The organism is Streptomyces dysideae, assembly GCF_001514305.1.
Lineage (GTDB): Bacteria > Actinomycetota > Actinomycetes > Streptomycetales > Streptomycetaceae > Streptomyces > Streptomyces dysideae.
Genome location: NZ_KQ949077.1, coordinates 178411 through 202675, shown reverse-complemented (window position 1 = coordinate 202675; position 24265 = coordinate 178411). Strand labels below are relative to the sequence as shown.

The window sequence follows — 24265 nt, the reverse complement described above, 5'->3', positions numbered from 1 at the left end:
CCTGCCGATCCAGGTTGACAATTTTCAGGCTCGTGGCGGTGGGTTCAGCTGCGTGTCAGTGCCCTTGGTCAAGGGTGCTGGGAGGCCATCGGGACGAGGTCGCGGACGCGTGAGGGAGGGGTACTGCGGCAGGATGGAGGTATGCCGAACCGACTCGCCCATGAGACGTCCCCGTACCTCCTCCAGCACGCCGACAACCCCGTCGACTGGTGGCCTTGGTCGGAAGCGGCCTTCGCGGAGGCGCGACGGCGAGATGTTCCCGTACACCTGAGCGTCGGATATTCCAGCTGCCATTGGTGTCATGCCCTGGCTCGGGAAAGCTTCGAGGACGAAGCAGTCGCCGCCTACATGAACGCCCACTTCGTCAGCATCAAGGTCGACCGCGAGGAGCGCCCCGACGTAGACGCCGTCTACATGGAGGCCGTCCAGGCGGCCACCGGGCAGGGCGGCTGGCCCATGACGGTGTTCCTCACCCCGGACGCCGAGCCCTTCTACTTCGGCACTTACTTCCCGCCCGCGCCCCGGCACGGCATGCCCTCCTTCCGGCAGGTGCTGGAGGGCGTGCACAGCGCCTGGGCCGACCGGCGGGACGAGGTCGCCGAGGTCGCCGGGAAGGTCGTGCGGGATCTCGCCGGGCGTGAGATCTCCTACGGGGATGCCCGGACTCCAGGTGAGGAGGAGCTTGCCAAGGCGCTGCTCGGGCTGACGCGGGAGTACGACCCGCAGCGCGGTGGATTCGGGGGAGCTCCCAAATTCCCGCCGTCCATGGTGATCGAGTTTCTGCTCCGTCACCACGCCCGTACCGGTTCCGAGGGTGCCTTGCAGATGGCGCAGGACACGTGCGAGCGGATGGCGCGGGGTGGGATCTACGACCAGCTCGGCGGCGGGTTCGCGAGGTACTCCGTTGATCGCGGATGGGTGACCCCGCACTTCGAGAAGATGCTCTATGACAATGCGCTTCTGTGTCGAATTTATGCCCACCTGTGGCGTAGTACAGGCTCGGACCTGGCCCGGCGCGTTGCCCTCGAAACAGCCGACTTCATGGTCCGCGAACTGCGCACCAAGGAAGGCGGGTTCGCCTCCGCGCTCGACGCCGACAGCGACGACGGGACCGGCAAGCACGTCGAGGGCACCTACTACGTGTGGACGCCTCAGCAGCTCGCGGACGTCCTCGGTGACGACGCCGAGCTTGCCGCCCACTACTTCGGCGTCACCGAGGAGGGCACCTTCGAAGAGGGGGCATCTGTCCTCCAACTCCCTCAGCACGAGCGCGTGTTCGACGCCCAGAAGATCACGTCCATCAAGAGCAGGCTGCTCGAGGCGCGGGCCGACCGCCCCGCTCCCGGCCGTGACGACAAGATCGTCGCAGCCTGGAACGGCCTCGCGATCGCCGCGCTCGCCGAGACCGGCGCCTACTTCGACCGCCCCGACCTGGTGGACGCCGCGGTCGCCGCCGGCGATCTCCTCGTACGGCTGCATCTGGACGACCAGGCTCGCATCGCCCGTACCAGCAAGGACGGCCAGGTCGGCGCCAACCCGGGCGTCCTGGAGGACTACGCCGATGTCGCCGAGGGCTTCCTGGCGCTCGCGTCCGTCACCGGTGAGGGCGTCTGGCTGGAGTTCGCCGGGTTCCTGCTGGACCACGTCCTCGCCCGGTTCGTCGACGAGGAGTCGGGCTCCCTGTACGACACCGCCGCCGACGCCGAGAAGCTGATCCGCCGCCCCCAGGACCCCACCGACAATGCCGCCCCCTCCGGCTGGACCGCCGCCGCCGGCGCCCTGCTGAGCTACGCCGCCCAGACCGGCGCCGAGCCCCATCGCACCGCCGCCGAACGGGCGTTGGGGGTCGTCAAGGCGCTCGGCCCGCGCGTCCCCCGCTTCATCGGCTGGGGTCTCGCCGTCGCCGAGGCCCAGCTGGACGGGCCCCGCGAGGTCGCGGTCGTCGGCCCCGCGCTCGACGACCCCGGCACAAGGGCGTTGCACCGTACGGCACTTCTGGGCACCGCCCCCGGTGTGGTCGTCGCCGTCGGGGCCACGGGGAGTGACGAGCTTCCGCTGCTCGCCGACCGGCCGCTCGTCGGCGGTGAACCGACCGCGTATGTCTGCCGTAACTTCACATGTGACGCCCCGACGACCGATCCCGACCGGCTGCGCACGGTACTGAGCGGCTGAAACGGCAGCGGGAGGCGTCCCTTTCGCGTGCCCTGATTGGGCAGGTGTTCGGACACATCCCGCTACCGGCGTCACCGTTCCGGAACACGCTTTGTATCGGAACAGCTCCCGCGCTTCACGTGGCCTTGTTCTGGATGGCGGCCTTCACAGACGCCTCGGCCCACGTCCACTCCTTCGCCGACTCCCTCCAGGGCGAGGTCCAGGAGCCCGGCAAGAAGCGCACCTCGCAGAAGGTCCCGGTCAGCGTCTCCGGCTGTGACCGGCACTACGGCTCGATCAACGTCTGCGTGCCGACGGCCTTCCCGCCGGGCGTGAAGGCGACGACAGCGGCCCGCTGCACCTGGCTGAAGCCCTTGCGGCTGGACCGCAACAAGGACGGGATCGGCCTGCGGCAAGAAGGATCCAACGATGTGCTGAGCGCCCCGTCAGGGCGCGGGGCGGTATCGATATGCGACTCCGCCGCGTGGGCGCGACCAGCCACGGACGGCCCGCAGTTCCCCACAGCCCTTCCCGTCAACGGCGCTCCGAGCGGAGCGCGAGGGCGCGTTCCACGATGGCCACCAGCTGTTCGTGGTGTGCGCCCTTCCAGTACGCCCGCCCGCACTCCGTGCACCGCGCGAACACGTCGTACGACCGCTGCGTCCCGCCTTCCAGCTGGTCCGCCACCTCCTCCTTGGTCGCCTCCTTCAGCAGCCCGTTGCAGGCGGTACAACGGGTCCAGGGGCGCAGCTCCGGGCGGAACCGGTCCAGGACGTCACGGAGCTGTTCGTCGGGGCGGGTGCTGTAGACGAACGCGCCGGCCCACAGCTCGCGCCGCCGCAGCAGCCCCCGGTCGCGGCTGAGCATCACCCGCCGCTCGGCGGCCGAGCGCGCGGCGAGCGCCGGGTCGCCGATGTCCGTCGACTCGTACGCCGTGTCCACGCCGAGCAGACGCAGGCGGCGGGCCAGCGTGCCGAGGTGGACGTCGAGGAGGAAGCGGAGGGGCGCGCCGGGGACACGCTGGGGGCGCTCGACCGCCCGGACCTGCACCGAGTCGCCCGCCGTCGGGATGTGCGAGACCGGGACCCCGCGGCCGTCCACGACCAGGGCGCCGACCTCCGTCAGCGGGACGCCGAGGGACTCGACGACATGGCCGAGCGTCGAGACGCCGTCGGTGCTGACGCGGGTGGCGCCGGTGCGGCGGCCGGGCGGGACGAACAGTCCCAGGCCGGGCGCGAATTCGACGTGGATCTCCGGTCCGTTCACCTGGTCAGGATGTCACGGGGGCGGGGCGGGGCCTCAGCGGATTTCCGTCGGGAGACCCTTCTCCATGACCTCCATCGCGCGGTCGACGAGGTCCGCGAGGTCGCCCTGGAAGTCGTTCTCGGCCCAGTACATGGAGACCTCCAGCAGGCCGCCGATCAGCGACATCGAGAAGACCCGCACCTCCAGGCTGTCCGGGGCCAGGCCGGTGCGCCCGGCGACGGCCTGGCACAGCAGCCCGCCGGTGACGGACATGGTCTCCATCATCCGGGAGCGCACCGCCGGCACCTCGACCATGAGCCGCATCCGCAGCTTGGTGACCTCGGGTTCGTCGGTGGTCGCGGCGCCGATCGCGTAGCGCATGACGTGCCGCAGGGAGTCCATCCACGGCTCGTCCGCGGGCCGCGCGCTCAGCTCCTCCAGCAGCAGAGGGTCGTACTCGTCGGTGAGCACGATGTCCTCCTTCGTCGGGAAGTAGCGGAAGACCGTGGACGGCGACACCTCGGCGCGCTCCGCGATCTGCTCGATCGTGGTGGCCTCGTAGCCCTGCTCCTCGATCAGCGCGTACGTCGCGTCGCGGATCGCCGTCCGGGTCTTGATCTTCTTCCGCTCACGAAGGCCCAGCTGGGGACGGTCCGCGGGGGGAGAGGTGCGTGCGGGGGTCATGGACGTCATTGTCGGGCATCGGCCTCCGCGACAGCCATGTCCGGGGCCTCGGACGTCTCGGCACGGGGCGCGTCCGGCAGGAACGCCCCGGCCAGCAGCGCCGACACGAGCGCCGCTGCGCCGCACACGAGCAGGACGACGCCCATGCCGTGGACGTACGCGCTGTTCGCGGAGGCGAGCAGATCGGCCGAGCCGGTCTCCCCACCCACGAGGTGGGCGGCGACCACCGACTCCCCGGCCGTGTCCGCCGCCTGAGCGGGCAGCCCGGTGACGTCGAGCCGGTCGCGGAAGGCGCCCGCGAGGAGGCTGCCGAGCAGGGCGATGCCGATCGCGGAGCCGACCTGGCGCAGGGTCATCAGCAGCCCGGAGCCGCTGCCGGCGCGGTCGGCGGGCAGGGTGCCGAGGGCGCCGTCCATCGCGGGGACGACGGAGAAGCCGAAGCCGACGCCGGCGACGGACAGCCACAGCGCGGTGAAGCCGTAGCCGGACTCCGCTGTCGTACGGCTGCCGAGGAGCGCGGCGAAGGCGAGGACCACCAGGCCCGCGGTCACCACCGCCCGCGGCCCGAACCGCGCGACGACCGGCTGCGCGCCTCGCGCGGCGACGATCAGTCCGCCCATCATCGGCAGCAGCCGTACGCCGGTGCCGAGGGCGTCGTGGCCCAGGACGGCCTGGAGGTAGGGCGGCAGCACGAACAGCAGGCCGGACAGGATGAACGTCACCAGGGTCGCGGCGACGGCGTTGAGCAGGAAGCCGCGGTGGGCGAGCAGCGACATGTCGAGCATGGGGCGGACGGACCGGCGTTCCCGCAGGACGAGGCCGGTGAGCAGGAGAGCGGACGCCGCGAACAGGGCGAGGATCAGCGGGTCGCCCCAGCCGCGGCCGGGCGCCTCGATGATCGCGTAGATGAGGGCGCCGAGCCCGGTCGCGGTGAGCGCCGTGGAGACGGTGTCGACCTTGGGGGAGGACGGGTCGCGGGTCTCCGGCAGCAGGAAGACGCAGGCGGCGACGCCGATGGCGACCATCGGGACGTTGACCAGGAAGACCGAGCCCCACCAGAAGCGGTCCAGCAGCCAGCCGCCGATGATCGGGCCGAGCGGCATGCCGAGCGCGGAGGCGGCCGAGATGATGCCGACGGCCTTGCCGCGCTCGTCGGGCCCGAAGAGCGAGGGCAGAACGGAGAGCGCGAGGGGCATCACCAGTGCCCCGCCGACCCCCATCACCGCGCGGGCGGCGATGACCGCGGTCACGTCCCCGGCGAGCGCCCCGATCAGCGAACCGGCGAGGAAGATCCCGAGCCCGGTGATCAGCATCCGCCGCCGCCCGAACCGGTCGCCGAGCAGCCCGGCGGGGAGCATCAGCGCGGCGAAGACGACGACGTAGGCGTCCGCCATCCACTGCTGCTCACCGGTGGTGGCGCCGAGCTGCTCGGCCATGGTCGGCAGCGCCACGTTGAGGATCGTCAGGTCGAAGCCGAGCACCAGCATGCTCGCGACCAGTGCGCCGAGAGCCCACCAGCGACGGGGGCTGGGAGTGGGAGTGACAGTAGCCATGAAATGAGAGTAACTCTCAAAAGAAGGTTACTGTCAATGGCTGGGTCCTCCCGTCTCCGGAGGCGGGCATACGAAAAATGGCCACGGCTCGGAAGCCGTGGCCGTGAAGGAGGGGTGGGTGTTACGCGTGCTGGTAGGCGACCAGCGAGATCCCGACGTAGTGGACGACGAACGCCGCCAGCGTGAGGGAGTGGAACACCTCATGGAAGCCGAACCAGCGCGGTGACGGGTTCGGTCGCTTCATCCCGTAGATCACGCCGCCCGCGCTGTAGAGCAGGCCGCCGACGATCACCAGGACCAGGACCGCGATGCCGCCGCTGCGCATGAAGTCCGGCAGGAAGAAGACGGCCGCCCAGCCCATCGCGATGTAGCAGGGGGTGTAGAGCCAGCGCGGGGCGCCGACCCAGAAGACCCGGAAGATGATGCCCGCCGACGCGGCGGCCCAGATGCCCCACAGCAGCCACTGCCCCTTGGCTCCGGGCAGGAGCAGCATGGTCAGCGGTGTGTAGGTGCCCGCGATGATCAGGAAGATGTTCGCGTGGTCGAGGCGGCGCAGGATGCCGTCCATCCGCGGGCTCCAGTTGCCCCGGTGGTACAGCGCGCTGACGCCGAACAGCAGGCATGCCGTGAGGACGTAGATGCCGCATGCGATCCGGCCTCTGGTCGAGTCCGCGAGGGCGGTGAGCACCAGGCCCGCGACGAGTACGGCCGGAAACATGCCGAGATGCAGCCAGCCCCGGAGCTTGGGCTTGGCTGGATATGGCAGGGAGAGCGCGATGGGACCGCGGCCTGCGGCCTGCGTGTCCGTGGGCGCGTCGGGGGCGGACGCAGTCATGCGGGGCATCGTACCTACGGAACCGTAAGTTGCGTATCAGTCCTGCGAGATGAAGGTCCGATAGTGGCCATCATCTCACGCCCGTCCATGGCACGTGGCGATCCTCACCTCGCTCATCTGTGATGCCCTCTGGACAGATGCGCTGATGCATCGGATGATCAAATGAGTGCAGTCGGCACCGGATGAGCGCCTGGAATATCACCTGGCGCGGCATCCGGGTCGCAGCCCCCACGGGGCACAAGGTGCATAACAGGACAAAATCCCTCACTTAGGAGCAACCGTGGCGCGCGACATCGCGGCTCCCTCAGTCGTCCCCACCAACCACCAGGAACTGATCTCGTGGGTGAACGAGATCGCCGAACTGACGCAGCCGGACAACGTGGTCTGGTGTGACGGCTCCGAAGCCGAGTACGAGCGCCTGTGCGAGGAGCTCGTCGCGAAGGGCACCTTCAAGAGGCTCGACCCGATCAAACGCCCCAACTCGTACCACGCGGCCTCCGACCCCACCGACGTCGCGCGCGTCGAGGACCGGACCTTCATCTGCTCCGAGAAGGAGGAGGACGCCGGCCCGACCAACCACTGGAAGGCTCCCGCGGAGATGCGGGAGATCTTCGCTGGTGAGAAGGGCGTCTTCCGCGGCTCGATGAAGGGCCGGACGATGTACGTCGTCCCGTTCTGCATGGGCCCCCTCGGCTCGGACCTCTCCGCGATCGGCGTCGAGATCACCGACTCGGCGTACGTCGCCGTGTCCATGCGGACGATGACCCGGATGGGGCAGACCGTCCTGGACGAGCTGGGCTCCGACGGTTTCTTCGTGCGTGCCGTGCACACGCTCGGAGCGCCGCTGGAGGAGGGCCAGGAGGACGTCCCCTGGCCGTGCAACAGCACCAAGTACATCTCCCACTTCCCGGAGTCCCGCGAGATCTGGTCCTACGGCTCCGGCTACGGCGGCAACGCCCTGCTGGGCAAGAAGTGCTACGCCCTGCGCATCGCGTCGGTGATGGCCCGCGACGAGGGCTGGCTGGCCGAGCACATGCTGATCCTCAAGCTGACCCCGCCGACCGGCGAGTCCAAGTACGTCGCCGCGGCCTTCCCGAGCGCCTGCGGCAAGACCAACCTCGCCATGCTGGAGCCCACGGTCTCCGGCTGGACCGTCGAGACGATAGGCGACGACATCGCCTGGATGCGCTTCGGCGAGGACGGCCGCCTCTACGCCATCAACCCCGAGGCCGGCTTCTTCGGCGTCGCGCCCGGCACCGGTGAGCACACCAACGCCAACGCGATGAAGACGCTGTGGGGCAACTCGGTCTTCACGAACGTCGCCCTCACCGACGACGGCGACATCTGGTGGGAGGGCATGACGGAGGAGACTCCGGCCCATCTGACGGACTGGAAGGGCAACGACTGGACGCCGAAGTCCGAGACGCCCGCCGCCCACCCCAACGCCCGCTTCACGGTCCCCGCCGCGCAGTGCCCGATCATCGCGCCCGAGTGGGAGGATCCCAAGGGTGTGCCGATCTCGGCGATCCTCTTCGGCGGGCGCCGCGCCTCCGCCGTACCGCTGGTGACGGAGTCCTTCGACTGGAACCACGGCGTCTTCCTCGGCGCCAACGTGGCCTCCGAGAAGACCGCCGCCGCCGAGGGCAAGGTCGGCGAGCTGCGCCGCGACCCGTTCGCCATGCTGCCGTTCTGCGGCTACAACATGGGCGACTACATGGGTCACTGGGTCGACGTGGCCAAGGACAAGGACCAGGCGAAGCTCCCGAAGATCTACTACGTCAACTGGTTCCGCAAGAACGACGAGGGCAAGTTCGTCTGGCCCGGCTTCGGTGAGAACAGCCGCGTCCTGAAGTGGATCGTCGAGCGCCTGGAGGGCAAGGCCGAGGGTGTCGAGACGCCCATCGGCATCCTGCCGACCAAGGACGCCCTCGACACCAACGGCCTCGAACTGTCTGACTCCGACCTGGACTTCCTCCTCACCGTCGACAAGGAGGTCTGGCGCGAGGAGGCCGCCCTGGTCCCGGACCACCTCAACACCTTCGGCGAGCACACCCCGAAGGAACTCTGGGACCAGTACCGCGCGCTGGTGCAGCGCCTGGGTTAAGAACCCTCCGATACGCCGCGGCCGGCTCCGATCGTGCCCTGACCAGCAATATCGTCACGGCCGGCCGCGGCTCGCACACGCGCGAATCGCGTGAAACGGTCTTATTCATGGGCAATTCACCTATGGTGCTGCCATGCGTGGAATCCTGTTGGCCGGAGGCACCGGCTCCCGACTGTGGCCGTTGACCCGCTCGGTGTCGAAGCAGCTGCTGCCGGTCTTCGACAAGCCCATGGTCTATTACCCGCTTTCCACACTGGTGATGGCGGGCGTCCGGGAGATTCTGGTCATCACCACTCCCGAAGACCAGGACCAGTTCCGCCGGTTGCTCGGCGACGGCAGCCAACTGGGCCTGCGACTGGAATACATGGCACAGGAGCGCCCGACGGGCATTGCCCATGCCTTCGTTCTGGGGGCCGACTTCATCGACGGCGAGACGGTCGCGCTGATTCTGGGTGACAACATCTTCCACGGGAGCGGCCTGGGCACCCGGCTGGCCCGCCACGACGGTCTGACGGGCGCCATGGTGTTCGCCTACCAGGTCGCCAACCCCTCGGCCTACGGCGTGGTGGAGTTCGACGAGCTGGGCCGGGCGCTGTCCATCGAGGAGAAACCGGCCCGGCCCAAGTCGCGGTACGCCGTGCCCGGACTGTACTTCTACGACGACCAGGTCGCGGACATCGCCCGCGGTCTGCGGCCCAGTCCCAGAGGCGAGTTGGAGATCACCGACGTCAACCGCGTCTACCTGGAGGCCGGGGCGCTGCACGTCACCCGGCTCGACCGGGGCACCGCGTGGCTGGACACCGGGACGTTCAGCTCCATGGTGCAGGCCTCGGAATTCGTCCGGGTCATCGAGGAACGCCAGGGCTTCAAGGTCGGCTGCATCGAGGAGGCGGTCTGGCGGGCCGGTCTGATCGACGACGATCGGCTCCGGGATCTGGCCCAGCCGCTGCTCAAGAGCGGATACGGCCACTATCTGCTGGGGCTGCTGGAGGACTCCCGATACGTCGTCATGCCCCAGAGCGGCAGCGGAGCGCGTAGCGAAGAACTGCTGCGAACAGGGCCGGGCGCTCCTGTGTGACGGCGGCTCTTGACGGCGTTCGTATGGTCGACCAGGTCGCCGCCACCCAACCCACCCCGCGCAAGGCGTGGGTGGACGGCGGCTACCGTCGGCGCCTCGGAGACCCGGTCCGGACAGGCGCCCTGCCGAATGCCTTTGACGCCGATCAGCTCCGGTGGTGCGACCTCGCCTCCCGGCGGTGCAGCACCACGAAGCCGTCCTGCTCCGCCACCAGGTCGTACCCCGCACGGCGGTCTTCCGCCAACTGCCACTCTTCTGCTTCAGCGCTCAGCGGCTCGCCCGGCCACCCGCGTGCGTTGTCCGGCACCCATGTATCCACCATGATCCACTGAGGGTTGGGGCGGCTGCCCTGCGAGCCGTAGAGGCTGACGCTCGTACGGTTGATGAGCTGGGGTGCCAGCTCGTTGGACACCTGGACCGTGGCGCCGTCGGGGATCCTATCCATCAGACGATGGGCGACGGCGACGCGAGGGTCGGTCCGCCAGGTGTCGGGCTGGACCAGTTGGAACAAAGCAAAGTTCGGAAGAACCACGAGGGTGATCGCGGCGGAGCCCGCGAGGTAACGGCGCAGACTGCGCTCGCTCGTCCCACGTCGCACCAGGGCGTCGATGAAGGCCGCGAAGACGATCGGCATCAGGACGAGCGAGTAGTGGAAGTCGGTCCCCCAGTGCAGGCCGTTGCTCGACGCGAAGCGCCACACCAGAGTCGGCAGGCCGACCCACAGCAGCGGGGACCGCATCGCCAGGAACACGGTGGGAGCCAGCACAAGCAGGAGTGTCGACACCTTGGCCTGGGGGGTGATGAGACCGATCGTGCCCCGGTGGAGCAGATCCAGCAGACCGCCCGCACCGCCACCGTCGACGCCAGGCGCTCCAGAGCCGTCCTCGACCAGGGACCAATAGGCGAAGGACCCACTCGGGTTGAAGGCCGGCAGAACCACGAACAGCGCCAGCACCGTTCCGCAGAGACCGGCTGTGGCCGTGAACATTCCGAGCCCGCGGTCGCCCCGCCGGGCGATGACGAGACCGATGACGAGAACCGTGAGTCCGAGGTCTTCCTTCACGAACAGCAGGGGCAGAGCCCAGCACGCCGCGGCGGTCAGCCGGTCATTCCCGAGGGCGGCCAGCGAGAACGCCAGGAGCGGAACAGCGAAGGCCACTTCGTGGAAGTCGTAGCCGACCGCACTTGCGATTCCCCAGGAGAGCCCGTAGCAGGCACCGATCACCGCGCCGGCCGGGCCACCCAGGGTTCGGCGCGCCCAAAGAGCCAGAGGGACGACGCCCACGGCGAGGAGCGCGGCCTGCACGACGAGGAGCGTTTCCGCGCCTCGCCACACCCAGTAGAAAGGCGCCACAAGTGCCAGGATCGGGGAGAAGTGATCCCCGAGGACGGGAAAATCCTGTCCCTTCACTTCGGAGACCGGCAAGTGTCCTTCCGCGTACGAGCGGACGACCTGTTCGAAGATTCCCAGGTCGTAGCTGCTCGTGAGCATCCGTTGGTGGAGACGGAGCGACACCGCCGTGTACATCACGAACAGCGCTCCCGCCATGGCCCAGATCCACCATGTGCCGTCGAAGCGGCCCTTGTGAGGTGGGTCGGCCATCGCCTCTTTCTGCAAGGGCGGTTGTTGCGTCGGGACCGTTGCGCCTGTGGTGGGCGATGTCTGCATCGAGAGCCCTTCAGGAAACCGAGAGTGGCGGCCAACAAGATGCCAGCAGCGTGCGGTATTCGACCTCGACCAAACTGCCGTGTGGTCAGAATCCACCGAATGGCCGCACGCCCGTGAGGCGTGACTGCGCGTGTCCTGCGTGGTGAGGCGGACGTGCCGTGCGGCCTAAAGTCCCGCGACGGATGTCCCGAAGACCCGGACGTAGTAATCGGCAAAGAGATCTGTGCGGTGGAAGGAAGCAATCACGTGAGACCACTCGGCATCGAAGGGGCCTGGGTGGAGACACCCCAGGTGTTCACGGACAGCAGGGGCCGATTCCATGAGTGGTTCAAGAGCGACAGGTTCCACGATTCCCTCGGCCAGGGGCTCCGGCTCGAGCAGGCCAACTGCTCCCGCTCCGTTCGCGGCACTCTCCGCGGTATCCACTATGCGTCGGTCCCGCCCGGCCAGGCCAAGTACGTCACGTGCGTCGGCGGCGCCGTCCTCGACGTGGTGGTCGACATCCGCACAGGCTCCCCGAGTTTCGGGAAGTGGGAGGCGGTTCAGCTCGATGACACGACGCACCGCTGCGTCTATCTCTCGGAAGGGCTGGGACACGCCTTCATGGCGCTGGAAGACAACTCCACGGTCGTCTATCTGTGCTCGCAGAGATACGCGCCGCAGCGCGAGCACGGGATCAACCCGCTCGACCCGGCGCTGGCCATCGCCTGGCCCGAGGGCCTCGCACCGCTCCTTTCCGACAAGGACGCCGCGGCGCCCACGTTGGCGGAGGCGGAGAGGCAAGGCCTGCTGCCTTCCTTCGAGGACTGCAGCGCCTACCGCAGAAGGCCCGTGAGCAGCTCCTGACCTTCCCGCTGTCACCGTCCAAGGAATTCGGAAAGGGCGCATTGCGTCCGCCCGGGTGATATTTCCGTGACACGGTCTGGTCAGCGACCATTAATTCGCGGCGAGTTGAAGAATGTGCCTGTCCGTGGCCCTGGACCGTGAGTGCTTTCAGTGAGTGCCTTGCGGTGTGGTCATTCCAAGTTTTGCGAGGAAGGTTCTCAGTGAGCCGTAGAACGACCCGCAGTTCACGCGTGAAATCCACCACCATCGTTTCGGCGGGTGTGCTCGCCGTCGTGCTCAACGTCGCTCCGAGCAGCGTGGCCGTCGCTGACGCGATCCACCGGTCCGGCACCGACAGCAGTGTGGGGCTGCCCGGCCCGAAGGGCGCCGTGAGTGCCAGCCACGACAGGGGCGGCAAGGACGGCAAGGGCGACAAGGACCGCGGCCCGCAGGGCAAGCCGGGCAAGAAGGGGCCGCAGGGCCCGCAGGGTGCTCGTGGCCCGCAGGGTTACCAGGGCGCTCAGGGTGCTCGTGGCCCGCAGGGTTACCAGGGCGCTCAGGGCGCTCAGGGAGCCCAGGGTGCTCAGGGCGCTCAGGGTGCTCAGGGTGCTCAGGGTGCTCAGGGTGCTCAGGGCGCTCAGGGTGCGCAGGGCGCTCAGGGTGCGTCGGGCGTGGGCACGATTTCCACCTACGTCGTGGCCGGCCCCGTGGCTACTGGTCCCGGCGCCGCCGAGTCGAACGCCTTCTGCCTCGACAGCAACGATGTCGTCACCGGCGGCGGATACGTGGAGGACGGCCCCAACCCGGTCTCCATGACGCTGAGGAACGTCCCGATCGCCACCTTCCCCAACGGATGGCAGGCCTCCGGCACCTCCCTCCCGGACCTCACCAGCATCCAGGCCTACGTGGTCTGCAGCCCGGTTCCCGGCCCGTAACTCCCATGTGAGCGGCGGTGCCGTACCGGCCGTCCGCTCTGCCTGGGAATGAACCACGGTGCCCGCGAGGCTTCGGCCTCGCGGGCACCGTCCGCATTCCGCCCGCGCCTGCGGAATCGAGGAATGTGTCGCGGGTGACCAGGCACCCCGGTGCTGAACGCCGGGCGGCAAGAAAAACTCGGAGAACTATGCGTACCCTCGTGACCGGCGGCGCTGGATTCATCGGTTCGGAATACGTCCGTCGACGGCTGAACCCGGATCCGACAGCGCGGATCACCGTCCTCGACAAGCTCACCTACTCGGGGGTCGAGGCCAATCTGGCACCGGTGGCAGAACATCCGGGCTACACCTTTGTCCGGGGCGACATCTGTGACCCGGACGTGGTCGACCAGGTGATGGCGGGCCAGGACGCGGTGGTGCATTTCGCCGCCGAGTCGCACGTGGACCGGTCGATCGACGGGGCCGGTCCGTTCGTCCGCACCAATGTGATGGGCACGCAGGTGCTCCTGGACGCGGCTCACCGGCACGGCGTCGGCCGCTTCGTCCACGTGTCCACCGACGAGGTGTACGGCTCGATCGGCGAGGGTTCGTGGACCGAGGGGTGGCCGCTGGCGCCGAACTCCCCGTACTCCGCCTCGAAGGCAGGCTCCGACCTGCTGGCGCTCGCCTACCACCGCACCCACGGTCTGGACGTCGTGGTCACCCGCTGCTCCAACAACTACGGGCCGCACCAGTTCCCCGAGAAGGCCGTCCCGCTCTTCATCACCAACCTGATCGACGGGAAGACGGTCCCCCTGTACGGAGACGGCCGCAACATCCGCGACTGGGTGCACGTCTCCGACCACTGCCGGGGCATCGAACTGGTCCTGCACGGCGGCAGGGCCGGAGAGGTCTACAACATCGGCGGCGGGACCGAGCTGAGCAACCACAAGCTCACCGGCCTGCTGCTGGACGCGGTCGGCGCGGGCTGGGACCGGGTCGAGTACGTGGCCGACCGCAAGGGCCACGACCTGCGCTACTCGCTGGACGACAGCAAGATCCGCGAGCACCTCGGCTACGTCCCGCAGGTGTCCTTCCCCGACGGCCTGGCCGCCACGGTCGCCTGGTACTGCGAACACCGCTCCTGGTGGGAGCCGCTGAAGGAGAGGGCCGAGCCGCGATGACCACGAGCTGGCTGGTGACCGGTGCACGCGGGCTCCTCGGCCAGGACGTGCTGGCCGAACTGGCCGCCGATCCGGATGCCGCGGTGACGGGACTGAGCCGTGACCAGCTCGACATCACCGATCCGACGGCCGTGCGCGCGGCCGTCACCGGGCACCGGTTGGTCGTCAACTGCGCCGCCTGGACGGACGTCGACGGCGCCGAGCGGGCGGAGGCGGCGGCCACCGCCGTGAACGGCAGCGGTGTCCGTCACCTCGCACACGCCTGCGCGGACAGCGGCGCCCTTCTGCTGCACATCTCCACCGACTACGTGTTCCCGGGCGACGCCCGTCGGCCGTGCCGCGAAAACGCACCGACGGGACCCGTCAACGCGTACGGACGGAGCAAACTGGCAGGGGAGCATGCCGTCGCCGAACTGCTGCCGAGCACCGGCTACATCGTGCGCACCGCCTGGCTCTACGGCGAGCACGGCCCCAACTTCGTGGCCACCATGCTCCTGCTGGCCGCCCGGCGCGAGACCCTGGATGTGGTGGACGACCAGCACGGCCAGCCCACCTGGTCCCGTGCGCTCGCCCGGCAGCTGGCGGCTCTCGGCCGTGCTGCCCTGGCCGGTCGGGCACCGGCGGGCATCTACCACGGCACGGCGGCCGCCCACACCACGTGGTGCGGCCTGGCGCGTGAGACCTTCCGTCTCAGCGGTCTCGATCCTGAGCGCATCCGCCCGGTCGACTCGGACAAGTTCCCGCGTCCGGCCGCCCGCCCGGCATTCGGTGTACTCGGTCACGGCAACTGGCTGCGGGCCGGCCTCGCGCCACTGCCCCGCTGGGACGAACAGCTGACCGCGGCCTTGAAGGCGCCCGCCTTCGCCGCTCTGGCCGCCGAGGCGCGCACGAGCGGCGGACGCCTGCCGGCCTGAGGAGGCCCAGGTCACGACCGGGACGAGAGCAGGCCTGAAAGCACGAGGCACCTGGAGAACGCAGGAAGCGCCCGGCGGAACGTGACAGTCCCGCCGGGCGCCTTCTGCGCACAGGGCCTCAGACCAGCAGCGGTCCGCCGCATCGCGCGGCGCCCTCCTTCATGGCGATGAGGTTGGCGACCACGTACGAGATGTCGTTCTGGGAGTGCCACTCGGTCGGGAAGTAGGTGACCAGCCGCGACGACTGGAACTTGGCCTCGAGCGCGGGCACGAAGGCGCGGTACCGGTTGTCCGTGTAGTACCAGAAGGAGTTCTCGTTGTAGTGGGCGACGTGCGTCGGGTTCTGGTACGCGCCGCGGCCGTCGGAGCTGGGTGTCATGACGAGGAGCATGCCGCCGGGCGCCAGCAGCCGGTACAGCTCGTTGATCAGCGGCACCTTCGCGGGCACGCGCTCGAGGAATTCCACCGCCCGCACCAGGCCGACGGAGTCGTCGGGCAGGTCCAGCTTCCCGGGCAGGGTCGCGACGATGTCGACGCCCTCTTCCGGGTGCTGGTCCACGCCCACGTAGCCGGGCGGCTTCCGGCGAGCCGCGCCGAGGTCCAGCGCGAGCAGTCCGCGCCGGTGGGTCCAGGCGAGGGCGTTGGCCTCGATGTACTTGTCGTAGAGGGCGACGGTCTCCCGCTGGATGTGCTCGTTGATCTCCGGATCGCGCTGGGTGTTCGCGGAGTGCACCCGCTGGAGGTACAGGCAGCGGTTGATGTGGTGGAAGTCGCCTTCGTGGAAGAGGCGGCACATCAGGTCCTGGTCGTCCAGGACCGTACGCGTGGCGTCGTACCCGCCGGCCTTCTCGTAGCTCTCCTTGCGGAACGCGCGCACGTGGTTGGGCGCGTACCAGATGTAGGAGACGTTGTGCGGCGTCGGGGCCAGGGAGATGACTTGCAGCAGCTTGCGGCCGTCGACGTTCACCTCCTCGTACTGCCAGCCGCACGTCTCGTCGAAACGGCTGTCGTCCCGCTTCCCGTCCTCCGTGATCTGCGCGGTGTTGCTGTAGACGAAAACGGCCTCGGGATGTGCGTCGAACGCCTTGCCGAGCTCCGCCAGGCACGCCTTCGCCAGGAGATCGTCGTGGTCGAGTTCCACGAGGATCTCGCCGCGCGCCAGTTCACAAGCTCTGCGCTTCGCCGCGCCGACACCGCGGAGGTCGTCCGCGATCTCCACCCGGACCCTCTCGTCGGGTTGCTCCGGCCGCCACCGGGCGCCGTTGTTGAGGAGGACGATCCACTCCCAGTCGGAACAGGTCTGCGCCTGCAAGGTCGCCAGGCACTCATCGAGGAAACGGGGCTGGTGGCTGGGGGTGAAGACGGAGAACCTCGGAGTCGCGGTCGACGTCATCTGGTGCTCCCTGCTTGGCTCGATGTCGGTGAGGGGTTTACGGAATCCCAGAACCGTTCTGGTACTTGGGAATGCAGCGAGGGATCGGCCGCGACGGCATGACGGAATGCTTCCCCGGCCTCTTCGTCGCGGTCTTTTTCCGCCAGGATCTGCCCGAGATGCAGATAGGCCGTGGCGTCCTTCGGATCGGCTGCAATGGCCCGCTTCAGGAGTCCGATGGCCCGGTCGGCGTCGCTCGACTTCAGCAGGATCGCCTCGTTGAAGAGGGCCGACGTGAACGACGGATCGATCTTCAGGGCCTTTTCGTAGGCTGCACGGGCATCGGCCGTCTTGCCGTCCTGCTGTGCGATGACGCCCAGGTTGTACCAGGCGACCTTGTTGTGAGGGTCCAGTTTCAGCAGCCGCCCGTAGGTATCGGCCGCCCCCTTGGAGTCGTGCATCTGACGCTGTTGCAGAAGAGCGGTCTGCATGAGCGCGTCGACCTGCTGGTACTTCGTCCAGTTCGCCGGCGCGGTCTTGGGTTCCGGGGCCTGGGTCGGATGGGGCCGAATCGCCCAGGCGGTCAAGCCTGTGGCAACCGCCATCGTTGCGGCGAGCCCTGCCCACATTCTCCTACGTTTCACTTGGTCACATCTCATGGAGTCGTTGACGAACGGGATGGGTGGGTTCGGCTGATCTCAGAGTCCAAACCGCCGTCATCTTCACCAAAGTTAGGGGGAGGTCTTTGCAACTCCGCCAGCTGTCGCGGACTTGGGGTAAACAGACCACTCGAATGCACGCATCAAAGGTGAGATACGCAAAACCGATCTCGCGAATCTCGTGTTGTCATGGGGGTATTGGGGTGAACGCGGCTGAGGCGAGTGGCTGCTGCGACCGTCTGCTCAGGGGCGGCGAGTTGCCCCTACGGCATCGTGAGCGGGTGGGTGTGGCGCCCGGTCCGCGCGTCGCTGCGGGTGCGCGCGGACCGGGGCCGTCGGTTGGAGCCCCGTAGGACTCAGTGGGACGCGAGTTCGCGGGGCTCCAGGGCCTCGGCGTGGGCGTCCATCCGCTGGGCGGCCAGGATCGCGGCCGTCGTGTCGGCGCGGGACGCGGCGACGACGAGCGCACGGCCCGCCAGCGCGTGTGCCCGCTGGTGCAGGGACGCGAGACGCGGTTCGCGTACGGCGGCGGCCATGCGGGCCGGCGTACGCCCTCCCCGTAGCCGCGCCACCTGGTCCGCGAGCCGCTCGGCCGCGCTGTCCAGGTCGGTGGACGGGGCCTGTGCGCGGAGCTCGTCGGTGACGGCGAGCAGCGCCGCGAGATGCCCCGCGAGCTGGATGTCCAGCTCTTCCTCACGAGACCGGTGGGGGAAGTCGGAGGTGGTGCCGGCCATCGTGCTGTGGACCGACTTGGCGCGGATCGGTTCGTACATGGATGGCCTCCTGTGCTCTGACAGAAGCCATCCTAGCTTAGATTTAGTCTAAAGTTGAGGTGTTCGCGAAACTGGCCGCCCTGTACACGCAGCGTGAGCGTCAGGGCTGGCTGTAGCCGTCCAGGAAGTTTCCGATCCGGGTCACCGCGTCCCGCAGGTCCCCGACCGTCGGCAGCGTCACCACGCGGAAGTGATCCGGCTCGGACCAGTTGAAGCCCGTGCCCTGGACGACCATGATCTTCTCGCGTCGCAGCAGGTCCAGGACCAGCTGCCGGTCGTCCCTGATCTTGAACACGTTGGGGTCGAGCCGTGGGAAGAGATACAGCGCACCCTTCGGCCGTACGCAGCTCACGCCCGGGATCTGTGTCAGCAGCTCGTACGCCGTGTCCATCTGTTCCTTCAGCCGCCCGCCGGGCAGCACCAGGTCATTGATGGTCTGCCGCCCGCTCAGCGCCGCCACGACGCCGTGCTGACCCGGCATGTTCGCGCACAGCCGCATGTTCGCGAGGATCGTCAGGCCCTCGATGTACGAGTCGGCGTGCGCGCGCGGTCCGGAGATCGACATCCAGCCCACCCGGTAGCCGGCCACCCGGTACGCCTTCGACATGCCGTTGAAGGTGAGGGTCAGCAGGTCGGGGGCGATCGCGGCGGTCGGGGTGTGCGTGGCGCCGTCGTAGAGGATCTTGTCGTAGATCTCGTCGGAGCAGACCAGCAGGTTGTGGCGGCGGGCGATGTCGGTCAGCCCCTTGATCATCGCCTCGTCGTACACCGCGCCCGTCGGGTTGTTCGGGTTGATGATGACGATCGCCTTGGTGCGGTCGGTGACCTTCCGCTCCACGTCCGCGAGGTCGGGCATCCAGTCGGACTGCTCGTCGCAGCGGTAGTGCACGGCCGTACCGCCGGACAGCGAGACGGCTGCCGTCCAGAGGGGGTAGTCCGGGGACGGGACCAGGACCTCGTCACCGTCGTCCAGCAGGCCCTGCATCGCCATCACGATCAGCTCGGAGGCGCCGTTGCCGATGAAGACGTGCTCGACGTCGGTCTCGATGCCGAGGGTCTGGTTGTGCATGACGACCGCCCGGCGTGCGGCCAGCAGGCCCTTCGCGTCGCCGTAGCCGTGGGACGACGACACGTTGCGGAGGATGTCCTCCAGGATCTCGGGAGGGCACTCGAAGCCGAACGCCGCCGGATTGCCGGTGTTCAGCTTGAGGATCCGATGCCCTGCCGACTCGAGCCGCATCGCCTCCTCGAGTACCGGGCCCCGGATCTCGTAACAGACGTTGGCGAGCTTGGTCGACTGGATCACCTGCATGTCAAGGAGCTTACGGCCCGGTAACGCCCTTTGGGCCGTGTTTTCCGACACGTGAGACGCGGGGGTTTGGGTGGTTATCGCCGGTAGCTGTCCCGTCGGCCCCTCCCGTCTCTACAATGCGCGGCCATGTCCAGGCCACCTGAGCACGAAAACGGGACGTACGAAACGAACGCCGCGAACCACGCGGCCGGTCCGTACGGCGTTCACGGTGCGCACCGGGAGGGTGACTGGCCGCAGGTGCTGCCGAACGTGTACCACCCGCAGCCCGAGTCGCCCCCGGTGTACGACGAGTACGCCGACCCGGCCGCCGCGCACGGCTGGGAGAACGCGTACGACGAGACGACCGAGCTGCCCCGGGTGGCCGGGGGCGCCGCGGCCGGCCGCGGTCACCGGCGTTCCCGGCGGAAGCCGAGCCCCTGGCGCTCGCGGCGCGTGGCGGTGGCCGCCGGTGCGGTGGGGGCGGTGTCGGTGGCCGCCCTGGTGGCGGGGTTCGCGTTCTCCGGGGAGTCCCCGGACGGGACCCAGGGCAAGCCGGACCGTACGCCCCCGACGGCCGGGGAGCCGGCGACGTCCGCGGACTCCTCGGGCGGGTCGGCCTCCGACGGCTCCTCCGGTGGTACCGGGCCGTCGCGCACCCAGTCCCCGAGCGCCTCGTCGAGTCCCTCCGGGTCCGGCGACGACTCCGACGACAAGGACGGCGAGCCCTCGCCCACCCCCACCGGCGCGGCCCTCACCACCCCCGCGCCGACCATCGATGCCCCGGGCAACGCGAACGGCAACCCCGGCAAAGGGCAGGGTGGGACCAAAGGGCCCAAGTAGCCCGGGTGGTTCAAGTAGCCGCCGTATTAGGTAGGTTGGAGATCGGTGCGGGCCGGAACAACTCCTTGCCCGCGAGCCCCTCGCACACCACAATGTGCATGACAAAGCTACGGGTGGCCGGAAAAACTCCGGTCACCTTCGTCGTATGAGGGGACCCCCCACATGAACAAACCTCTCCTTGCCGTGCTCGCGGCCCTGGCGATAGCCGGGTCGGGCGCGGCACCCGCGGTCGCCGCCCCGGACACCGCGACGGCGCCCACGGTGGGCAAGGCGGCACCGGTCGTGGGCGACGCGGTGGCCACCGTGAACAAGGTGACGTCCGCCGTGAACCAGGTGCTGACCGGCGCGGAGGCGGACGAGCCCGGCGTCAGAGCCGTCAACTTCGCCGGCACCGTCTCGCTCAGCAACTGCTCCGGCTCCGTCATCCGCTTCCCGGACTCCGAGGACAACGACCCGGCCATGGTCATGTCCAACGGCCACTGCCTGGAGTCCGGCTTCCCCGGGCCCGGCGAGGTCGTCGTCGACCAGGCGTCCAGCCGCACCTTCGGCCTGCTCAACGCCTCGGGCACCAGGGTCGGCACGCTGCGCGCCAGCAAGATCGCGTACGCGACGATGACCGACACGGACGTCTCGCTGTACCAGCTCACCACCACGTACGCGCAGATCAAGAGCTCGTACAACATCAGCCCGCTGACCCTCGGCGACTCCCACCCGGTCGCCGGTACCGCCATCACCGTCGCCTCCGGCTACTGGAAGCGGCTGTACAACTGCAACATCGACGGCTTCGTGTACCGCATGAAGGAGGGCGACTGGACCTGGAAGGACTCGGTCCGCTACACCTCCGCCTGCAACACGATCGGCGGCACCTCCGGCTCCCCGGTCATCGACCAGGCCACCAACGAGGTCGTGGCCGTCAACAACACCGGTAACGAGGACGGCGAGCGCTGCACGGTGAACAACCCGTGCGAGGTCGCCGAGAACGGCACGGTGACGGTCCGCCAGGGCATCAACTACGCCCAGGAGACCTACCAGATCCCCGCCTGCTTCGGCGTCGACAACAAGCTCGACCTGAGCGCGAGCGGGTGCACGCTGCCCAAGCCGTAACCGGCGTCGGCAGGCACTCAAGGGCGGGCGGTCACGCGGCAGTACGGCGGACCGCCCGCCCCGCCAGTACGTCCGTGCGCCGCCCGTCCTCGACGGCGAATCGGCCGTCGACCAGCACGTACGGGATGCCCCTCGGCAGCACCCTCGGCGCCTCGAAGGTCGACCCCGCCGCGACCGTCGCCGGGTCGAAGAGGACCAGGTCGGCCCGGTAGCCCTCGCGGACCAGCCCGCGGTCCGGGAGCCGCAGCCGGGCCGCCGGGCGCCCGGTGAGATGCGCCACGCACTCCTCCAGCGACAGCACGCCCAACTCCCGTACGTACCGGCCGAGATAGTGCGGGAACGTGCCGTACGCCCGCGGATGCGGCTTGGCGCCCTGCAGGATGCCGTCCGAGCCGCCGGTGTGGACCGGGTGCCGCATGATCGTCTGCACGTTCTCCTCGTGGCCGACGTGCTGGAGGATCGTCGAGCCCAGCCGGTCGTCGAGCAGCAGACGCCGGGCGGTCGTCCACGGGGCCTCGCCGCGCAGGTCCGCGGACTGCTGGACCGTACGGCCCACGTACTCGGTGAGCGCAGGGTCGCTCACGCCCGAGATCTCGATGGTGTCCCACTCGATGGGCACGCCGTGGCAGCCGTCGGCGCCGATGACCTCCAGGTGGTGCCGGACGCGCTCGGCGGTGCCGTCGTCGCCGAGCCGGCCGAGGACCGCCTGGGGGCCGCCCTCGCTCGCCCAGCTGGGCAGCATCGCGGCGAGGGTGGTGGAGCCGGGGGTGTAGGGATATGTGTCCAGGGTGATGTCCGCGCCGGCCGCGAGGGCGTCGTCCAGCAGCGCCAGCAGCTCCGGGGCCCGGCCCTTGTTCACGCCGAAGTTCATGGTGGCGTGGGCGAGATGGAGGGAACAGCCCGCCTCCCGGGTCAGGGCGACCATCTCCTCGTAGGCCTCCAGGGCGCCCGCGCCGTACGAGCGGTGGTGCGGGCAGTAGTAGCCGCCGTACGACGCCACCACCCGGCACAGCTCGGTGAGTTCGGCGTCCTTGGCGTACATGCCGGGCGTGTAGGTCAGCCCGGACGACATGCCGACCGCGCCCTGCTCCATGCCCTCGGCGACCAACCGCCGCATCCGGCCGAGCTCTTCGGGGGTCGCCTCACGGTCGTCCCAGCCGACGGCGAGCATGCGCACGGTGCCCTGGGGGATGAGGTAGGCGGCGTTGACGGCGATGCCCTGGCCCTCGAAGCCGTGATCCAGCCGGTCGAGATACTCGCCCACCGACCGCCAGCCGAAGTCGATGTCGTCGCCGTGGCCGTTCCAGCCGGTGATCGCGCGGCGGACCTCGGCGAGGGTGCGGTCGTCGACGGGGGCGTACGACAGCCCGTCCTGGCCGATGACCTCGAGGGTCACGCCCTGCGCGACCTTGGCGCTGTGGTCGGGGTCGCGGAGGAGGGCGAGGTCGCTGTGGGCGTGCATGTCGATGAAGCCGGGGGAGAGGACGAGACCCTCGGCGTCCAACTCGCGCCGGGCCTTGGGCCGTTGACAGCCCGCAGCGGCCGCCTCCTGCACGATCGAGACGACACGGCCGCCGTCGATCACCACATCCGCCCGGTACGCCGGATCGCCGGAGCCGTCGACGACGTCCGCGTCCCGGATGACGAGGTCTTCCATGACGGGTCTCCTCAGAAGAACGTACGGATGTAGTCGACGACCGTCCCGTCCGCCTCGGCGACCGGGATCAGCTGCCACTTGTCGAAGGACGTGCACGGGTGGGACAGCCCGAGGCCGACCCAGTCGCCCACTTCGAGGTCCGCCCCGGGGGCCGTACGCAGCCATGCGTGCTGGTCGGAGAGGCCGGTCACCTCGATCCCGGCGGCCGGGCGCTCGCGGCCGTCCCGGCGGACCACCTGGGCGAAGGGCAGGTCGAGGTCGTAGGCCGCGTCCCGCTTGCCCGCGTTGGTGAAGGCCTGCTCCGGGGAGGGGCGGGAGACGACCTGCGTCCACAGGCGGAACGCCGGTTCCAGGGCGCCCTCCTCGGGGACGCGGTTGAAGGGGGTCAGCTTGCGGTAGTGGCCGTCGTCGTGCGAGACGTAGGCGCCGGAGCGCAGCAACTTCAGGACGGGGCGGGAGAGTTCGGGGATCTCGGCGAAGACGTCGGCGACCGCGTCGAACCAGGCGCTGCCGCCGGCGCTGACGAGGATCTGATCGGCTTCTGCGAAGCGTCCGGCTTTGTCGAAATCGACGGCGAGGGAGACGAGCCGCCGCAGCCAGGCGTGCACCCGCTCCGGAGTGGCCTGCGGGACCTCGCCCTCGTAGCCCGCGACGCCGACGAGGCGGAGGGTGCGGGTGGCGGCCACGGCGTCGGCGACGGCCGCGCACTCCGCCTCCGTACGGACGCCGGTACGGGCGCCGTCGCCGGCGGTGAGCTCCACGACCACGTCCAGCGGGCGGGAGGCGCCCCGCAGGGCGGCGTCCATCAGCTCGACGCCGCGCACGGAGTCGACGTAGCAGACGAGGCGGAAGCCGGGGTCGGTGTCGAGCTGCGCGGAGATCCAGCGCAGCGCGGCGGCGTCGACGAGTTCATTGGCGAGGAAGACGCGCTGGACGCCGAAGGCGCGGGCCACCCGCACCTGGTGCGGCACCGCGAGCGTGATGCCCCACGCGCCGTGCTCGATCTGGCGCTGGAAGAGCTGCGGCGCCATGGAGGTCTTGCCGTGCGGGGCGAAGGCGAGGCCGTGGCGGGTGGCGTACGTCTCCATGAGCTCGAGGTTGTGCTCCAGGCGGTCGGCGGAGAGGGCGAGCACGGGGGTGGCGAAGCCGCCGGTGAAGAGGTTGCGGCGCTGGGCGGCCAGCTCGGCGACGGTGTGGCCGTCGGCGTCCGGCGGGAGGCCCTTGAAGCGGTGGTCGACACGCTCCTCAGCGAGACGGGCGAGGGCTTCGGAGGGGCTGTCGGCTGTCATGGAGCCTCCCTGGTCGGTGCGTTGCATCCGTTGCATTCTGTGCAACGTTCATTGCGTATATCGCTTACTGCTGTCTAACATCTCGGCCAACGCGGGGTCAACGGAGCCGCCACACCCCGCCGAT

The 24265-nt window shown here is 69.2% G+C and carries 20 protein-coding genes and 1 pseudogene; 10 read left to right on the top strand and 11 right to left on the bottom strand.

Annotation, left to right across the window (positions count from 1 at the left end):
* Positions 1-141: 141 nt before the first annotated feature.
* On the top strand, positions 142-2172 hold the full coding sequence (locus AQJ91_RS07280; protein WP_067017607.1) for a thioredoxin domain-containing protein: 2031 nt from the start codon (positions 142-144) through the stop codon (positions 2170-2172).
* A 146-nt stretch (positions 2173-2318) separates the two neighbouring features.
* Positions 2319-2589 (top strand): annotated as a pseudogene (locus AQJ91_RS55245) (galactose oxidase); the annotation flags it as partial.
* Between the two features lie 96 nt (positions 2590-2685).
* Here AQJ91_RS55245 and AQJ91_RS07270 read toward each other — a convergent pair.
* The 4 genes from AQJ91_RS07270 to trhA all read right to left on the bottom strand — a co-directional run bounded on the left by AQJ91_RS07270 (position 2686) and on the right by trhA (position 6468).
* The gene (locus AQJ91_RS07270) at positions 2686-3417 is read right to left on the bottom strand and encodes a Mut7-C RNAse domain-containing protein (RefSeq protein WP_067017603.1); all 732 of its coding nucleotides are present in this window, start codon (positions 3415-3417) and stop codon (positions 2686-2688) included.
* A 33-nt stretch (positions 3418-3450) separates the two neighbouring features.
* On the bottom strand, positions 3451-4080 hold the full coding sequence (locus tag AQJ91_RS07265; RefSeq protein ID WP_456113456.1) for a TetR/AcrR family transcriptional regulator: 630 nt from the start codon (positions 4078-4080) through the stop codon (positions 3451-3453).
* A gap of 5 nt (positions 4081-4085) precedes the next feature.
* Entirely contained in the window at positions 4086-5633 is a 1548-nt protein-coding gene (locus AQJ91_RS07260) for an MFS transporter (RefSeq protein WP_067017598.1), read from the bottom strand.
* 121 nt (positions 5634-5754) lie between these two features.
* Positions 5755-6468 carry a PAQR family membrane homeostasis protein TrhA gene (gene trhA / locus AQJ91_RS07255; protein WP_067018040.1) on the bottom strand — a complete coding sequence of 238 codons (714 nt, stop codon included), beginning with the start codon at positions 6466-6468 and terminating at the stop codon, positions 5755-5757.
* A 280-nt stretch (positions 6469-6748) separates the two neighbouring features.
* Between trhA and AQJ91_RS07250 the strand changes: the two genes are divergently transcribed.
* Positions 6749-8572 (top strand): phosphoenolpyruvate carboxykinase (GTP), encoded by a 1824-nt coding sequence (locus tag AQJ91_RS07250; RefSeq protein ID WP_067017596.1) that lies wholly within the window; start codon positions 6749-6751, stop codon positions 8570-8572.
* A 133-nt stretch (positions 8573-8705) separates the two neighbouring features.
* Positions 8706-9650 (top strand): glucose-1-phosphate thymidylyltransferase RfbA, encoded by a 945-nt coding sequence (rfbA, locus tag AQJ91_RS07245; protein WP_067017594.1) that lies wholly within the window; start codon positions 8706-8708, stop codon positions 9648-9650.
* Positions 9651-9795: 145 nt separating this feature from the next.
* Here the strand turns inward: rfbA and AQJ91_RS07240 are convergent, their stop codons facing one another.
* Positions 9796-11253, bottom strand: a complete 1458-nt coding sequence (locus AQJ91_RS07240; RefSeq protein WP_067017592.1) for a DUF2079 domain-containing protein — start codon at positions 11251-11253, stop codon at positions 9796-9798.
* Between the two features lie 312 nt (positions 11254-11565).
* Here AQJ91_RS07240 and rfbC point away from each other — a divergent pair, with 312 nt between their 5' ends.
* From rfbC to rfbD, 4 genes are all read left to right on the top strand, one after another.
* A complete protein-coding gene (gene rfbC / locus AQJ91_RS07235; protein WP_067017590.1) occupies positions 11566-12165 on the top strand; it encodes a dTDP-4-dehydrorhamnose 3,5-epimerase in 600 nt (199 codons plus the stop codon).
* Between the two features lie 230 nt (positions 12166-12395).
* Positions 12396-13079 carry a collagen-like protein gene (locus AQJ91_RS07230; protein WP_067017586.1) on the top strand — a complete coding sequence of 228 codons (684 nt, stop codon included), beginning with the start codon at positions 12396-12398 and terminating at the stop codon, positions 13077-13079.
* A 188-nt stretch (positions 13080-13267) separates the two neighbouring features.
* On the top strand, positions 13268-14242 hold the full coding sequence (gene rfbB / locus AQJ91_RS07225; protein WP_067017584.1) for a dTDP-glucose 4,6-dehydratase: 975 nt from the start codon (positions 13268-13270) through the stop codon (positions 14240-14242).
* Positions 14239-15156, top strand: a complete 918-nt coding sequence (gene rfbD, locus AQJ91_RS07220) for a dTDP-4-dehydrorhamnose reductase (RefSeq protein WP_067017582.1) — start codon at positions 14239-14241, stop codon at positions 15154-15156. Before rfbB ends, rfbD begins: the two co-directional genes overlap by 4 nt.
* 118 nt (positions 15157-15274) lie before the next feature.
* On the opposite strand, the gene AQJ91_RS07215 is transcribed toward rfbD, so the two are convergent.
* The 4 genes from AQJ91_RS07215 to AQJ91_RS07200 form a co-directional block, all read right to left on the bottom strand.
* The gene (locus tag AQJ91_RS07215; protein ID WP_067017576.1) at positions 15275-16549 is read right to left on the bottom strand and encodes a glycosyltransferase; all 1275 of its coding nucleotides are present in this window, start codon (positions 16547-16549) and stop codon (positions 15275-15277) included.
* On the bottom strand, positions 16546-17157 hold the full coding sequence (locus AQJ91_RS07210) for a tetratricopeptide repeat protein (protein ID WP_159054503.1): 612 nt from the start codon (positions 17155-17157) through the stop codon (positions 16546-16548). The genes AQJ91_RS07215 and AQJ91_RS07210 overlap by 4 nt, the downstream gene beginning before the upstream one ends.
* A 386-nt stretch (positions 17158-17543) precedes the next feature.
* A complete protein-coding gene (locus AQJ91_RS07205; protein ID WP_067017572.1) occupies positions 17544-17960 on the bottom strand; it encodes an SCO4983 family protein in 417 nt (138 codons plus the stop codon).
* A gap of 100 nt (positions 17961-18060) precedes the next feature.
* Entirely contained in the window at positions 18061-19272 is a 1212-nt protein-coding gene (locus AQJ91_RS07200) for a pyridoxal phosphate-dependent aminotransferase (RefSeq protein WP_067017570.1), read from the bottom strand.
* Between the two features lie 126 nt (positions 19273-19398).
* On the opposite strand from AQJ91_RS07200, the gene AQJ91_RS07195 reads away from it, so the two are divergent.
* Positions 19399-20091 (top strand): hypothetical protein, encoded by a 693-nt coding sequence (locus AQJ91_RS07195; RefSeq protein ID WP_234381857.1) that lies wholly within the window; start codon positions 19399-19401, stop codon positions 20089-20091.
* 162 nt (positions 20092-20253) lie between these two features.
* Positions 20254-21195, top strand: a complete 942-nt coding sequence (locus tag AQJ91_RS07190) for a S1 family peptidase (RefSeq protein WP_067017568.1) — start codon at positions 20254-20256, stop codon at positions 21193-21195.
* Positions 21196-21226: 31 nt separating this feature from the next.
* Here AQJ91_RS07190 and AQJ91_RS07185 read toward each other — a convergent pair whose 3' ends face one another.
* Positions 21227-22852 carry an N-acyl-D-amino-acid deacylase family protein gene (locus tag AQJ91_RS07185; RefSeq protein WP_067017566.1) on the bottom strand — a complete coding sequence of 542 codons (1626 nt, stop codon included), beginning with the start codon at positions 22850-22852 and terminating at the stop codon, positions 21227-21229.
* A gap of 11 nt (positions 22853-22863) precedes the next feature.
* Positions 22864-24141, bottom strand: coding sequence for an amino acid deaminase (locus tag AQJ91_RS07180; protein ID WP_067018036.1), 1278 nt, complete (start codon positions 24139-24141; stop codon positions 22864-22866).
* Between the last annotated feature and the right edge of the window lie 124 nt (positions 24142-24265).

Bases quoted from the DNA above. Each gene is read 5' to 3' on its own strand.
- AQJ91_RS07280 (WP_067017607.1), top strand. From the start codon at position 142: ATGCCGAACCGACTCGCCCATGAGACGTCCCCGTACCTCCTCCAGCAC.
- AQJ91_RS07265 (WP_456113456.1), bottom strand. From the start codon at position 4,080: ATGACCCCCGCACGCACCTCTCCCCCCGCGGACCGTCCCCAGCTGGGC.
- AQJ91_RS07260 (WP_067017598.1), bottom strand. From the start codon at position 5,633: ATGGCTACTGTCACTCCCACTCCCAGCCCCCGTCGCTGGTGGGCTCTC.
- trhA (WP_067018040.1), bottom strand. From the start codon at position 6,468: ATGACTGCGTCCGCCCCCGACGCGCCCACGGACACGCAGGCCGCAGGC.
- rfbA (WP_067017594.1), top strand. From the start codon at position 8,706: ATGCGTGGAATCCTGTTGGCCGGAGGCACCGGCTCCCGACTGTGGCCG.
- AQJ91_RS07240 (WP_067017592.1), bottom strand. From the start codon at position 11,253: ATGGCCGACCCACCTCACAAGGGCCGCTTCGACGGCACATGGTGGATC.
- rfbB (WP_067017584.1), top strand. From the start codon at position 13,268: ATGCGTACCCTCGTGACCGGCGGCGCTGGATTCATCGGTTCGGAATAC.
- rfbD (WP_067017582.1), top strand. From the start codon at position 14,239: ATGACCACGAGCTGGCTGGTGACCGGTGCACGCGGGCTCCTCGGCCAG.
- AQJ91_RS07215 (WP_067017576.1), bottom strand. From the start codon at position 16,549: ATGACGTCGACCGCGACTCCGAGGTTCTCCGTCTTCACCCCCAGCCAC.
- AQJ91_RS07210 (WP_159054503.1), bottom strand. From the start codon at position 17,157: ATGTGGGCAGGGCTCGCCGCAACGATGGCGGTTGCCACAGGCTTGACC.
- AQJ91_RS07205 (WP_067017572.1), bottom strand. From the start codon at position 17,960: ATGTACGAACCGATCCGCGCCAAGTCGGTCCACAGCACGATGGCCGGC.
- AQJ91_RS07200 (WP_067017570.1), bottom strand. From the start codon at position 19,272: ATGCAGGTGATCCAGTCGACCAAGCTCGCCAACGTCTGTTACGAGATC.
- AQJ91_RS07195 (WP_234381857.1), top strand. From the start codon at position 19,399: ATGTCCAGGCCACCTGAGCACGAAAACGGGACGTACGAAACGAACGCC.
- AQJ91_RS07190 (WP_067017568.1), top strand. From the start codon at position 20,254: ATGAACAAACCTCTCCTTGCCGTGCTCGCGGCCCTGGCGATAGCCGGG.
- AQJ91_RS07185 (WP_067017566.1), bottom strand. From the start codon at position 22,852: ATGGAAGACCTCGTCATCCGGGACGCGGACGTCGTCGACGGCTCCGGC.
- AQJ91_RS07180 (WP_067018036.1), bottom strand. From the start codon at position 24,141: ATGACAGCCGACAGCCCCTCCGAAGCCCTCGCCCGTCTCGCTGAGGAG.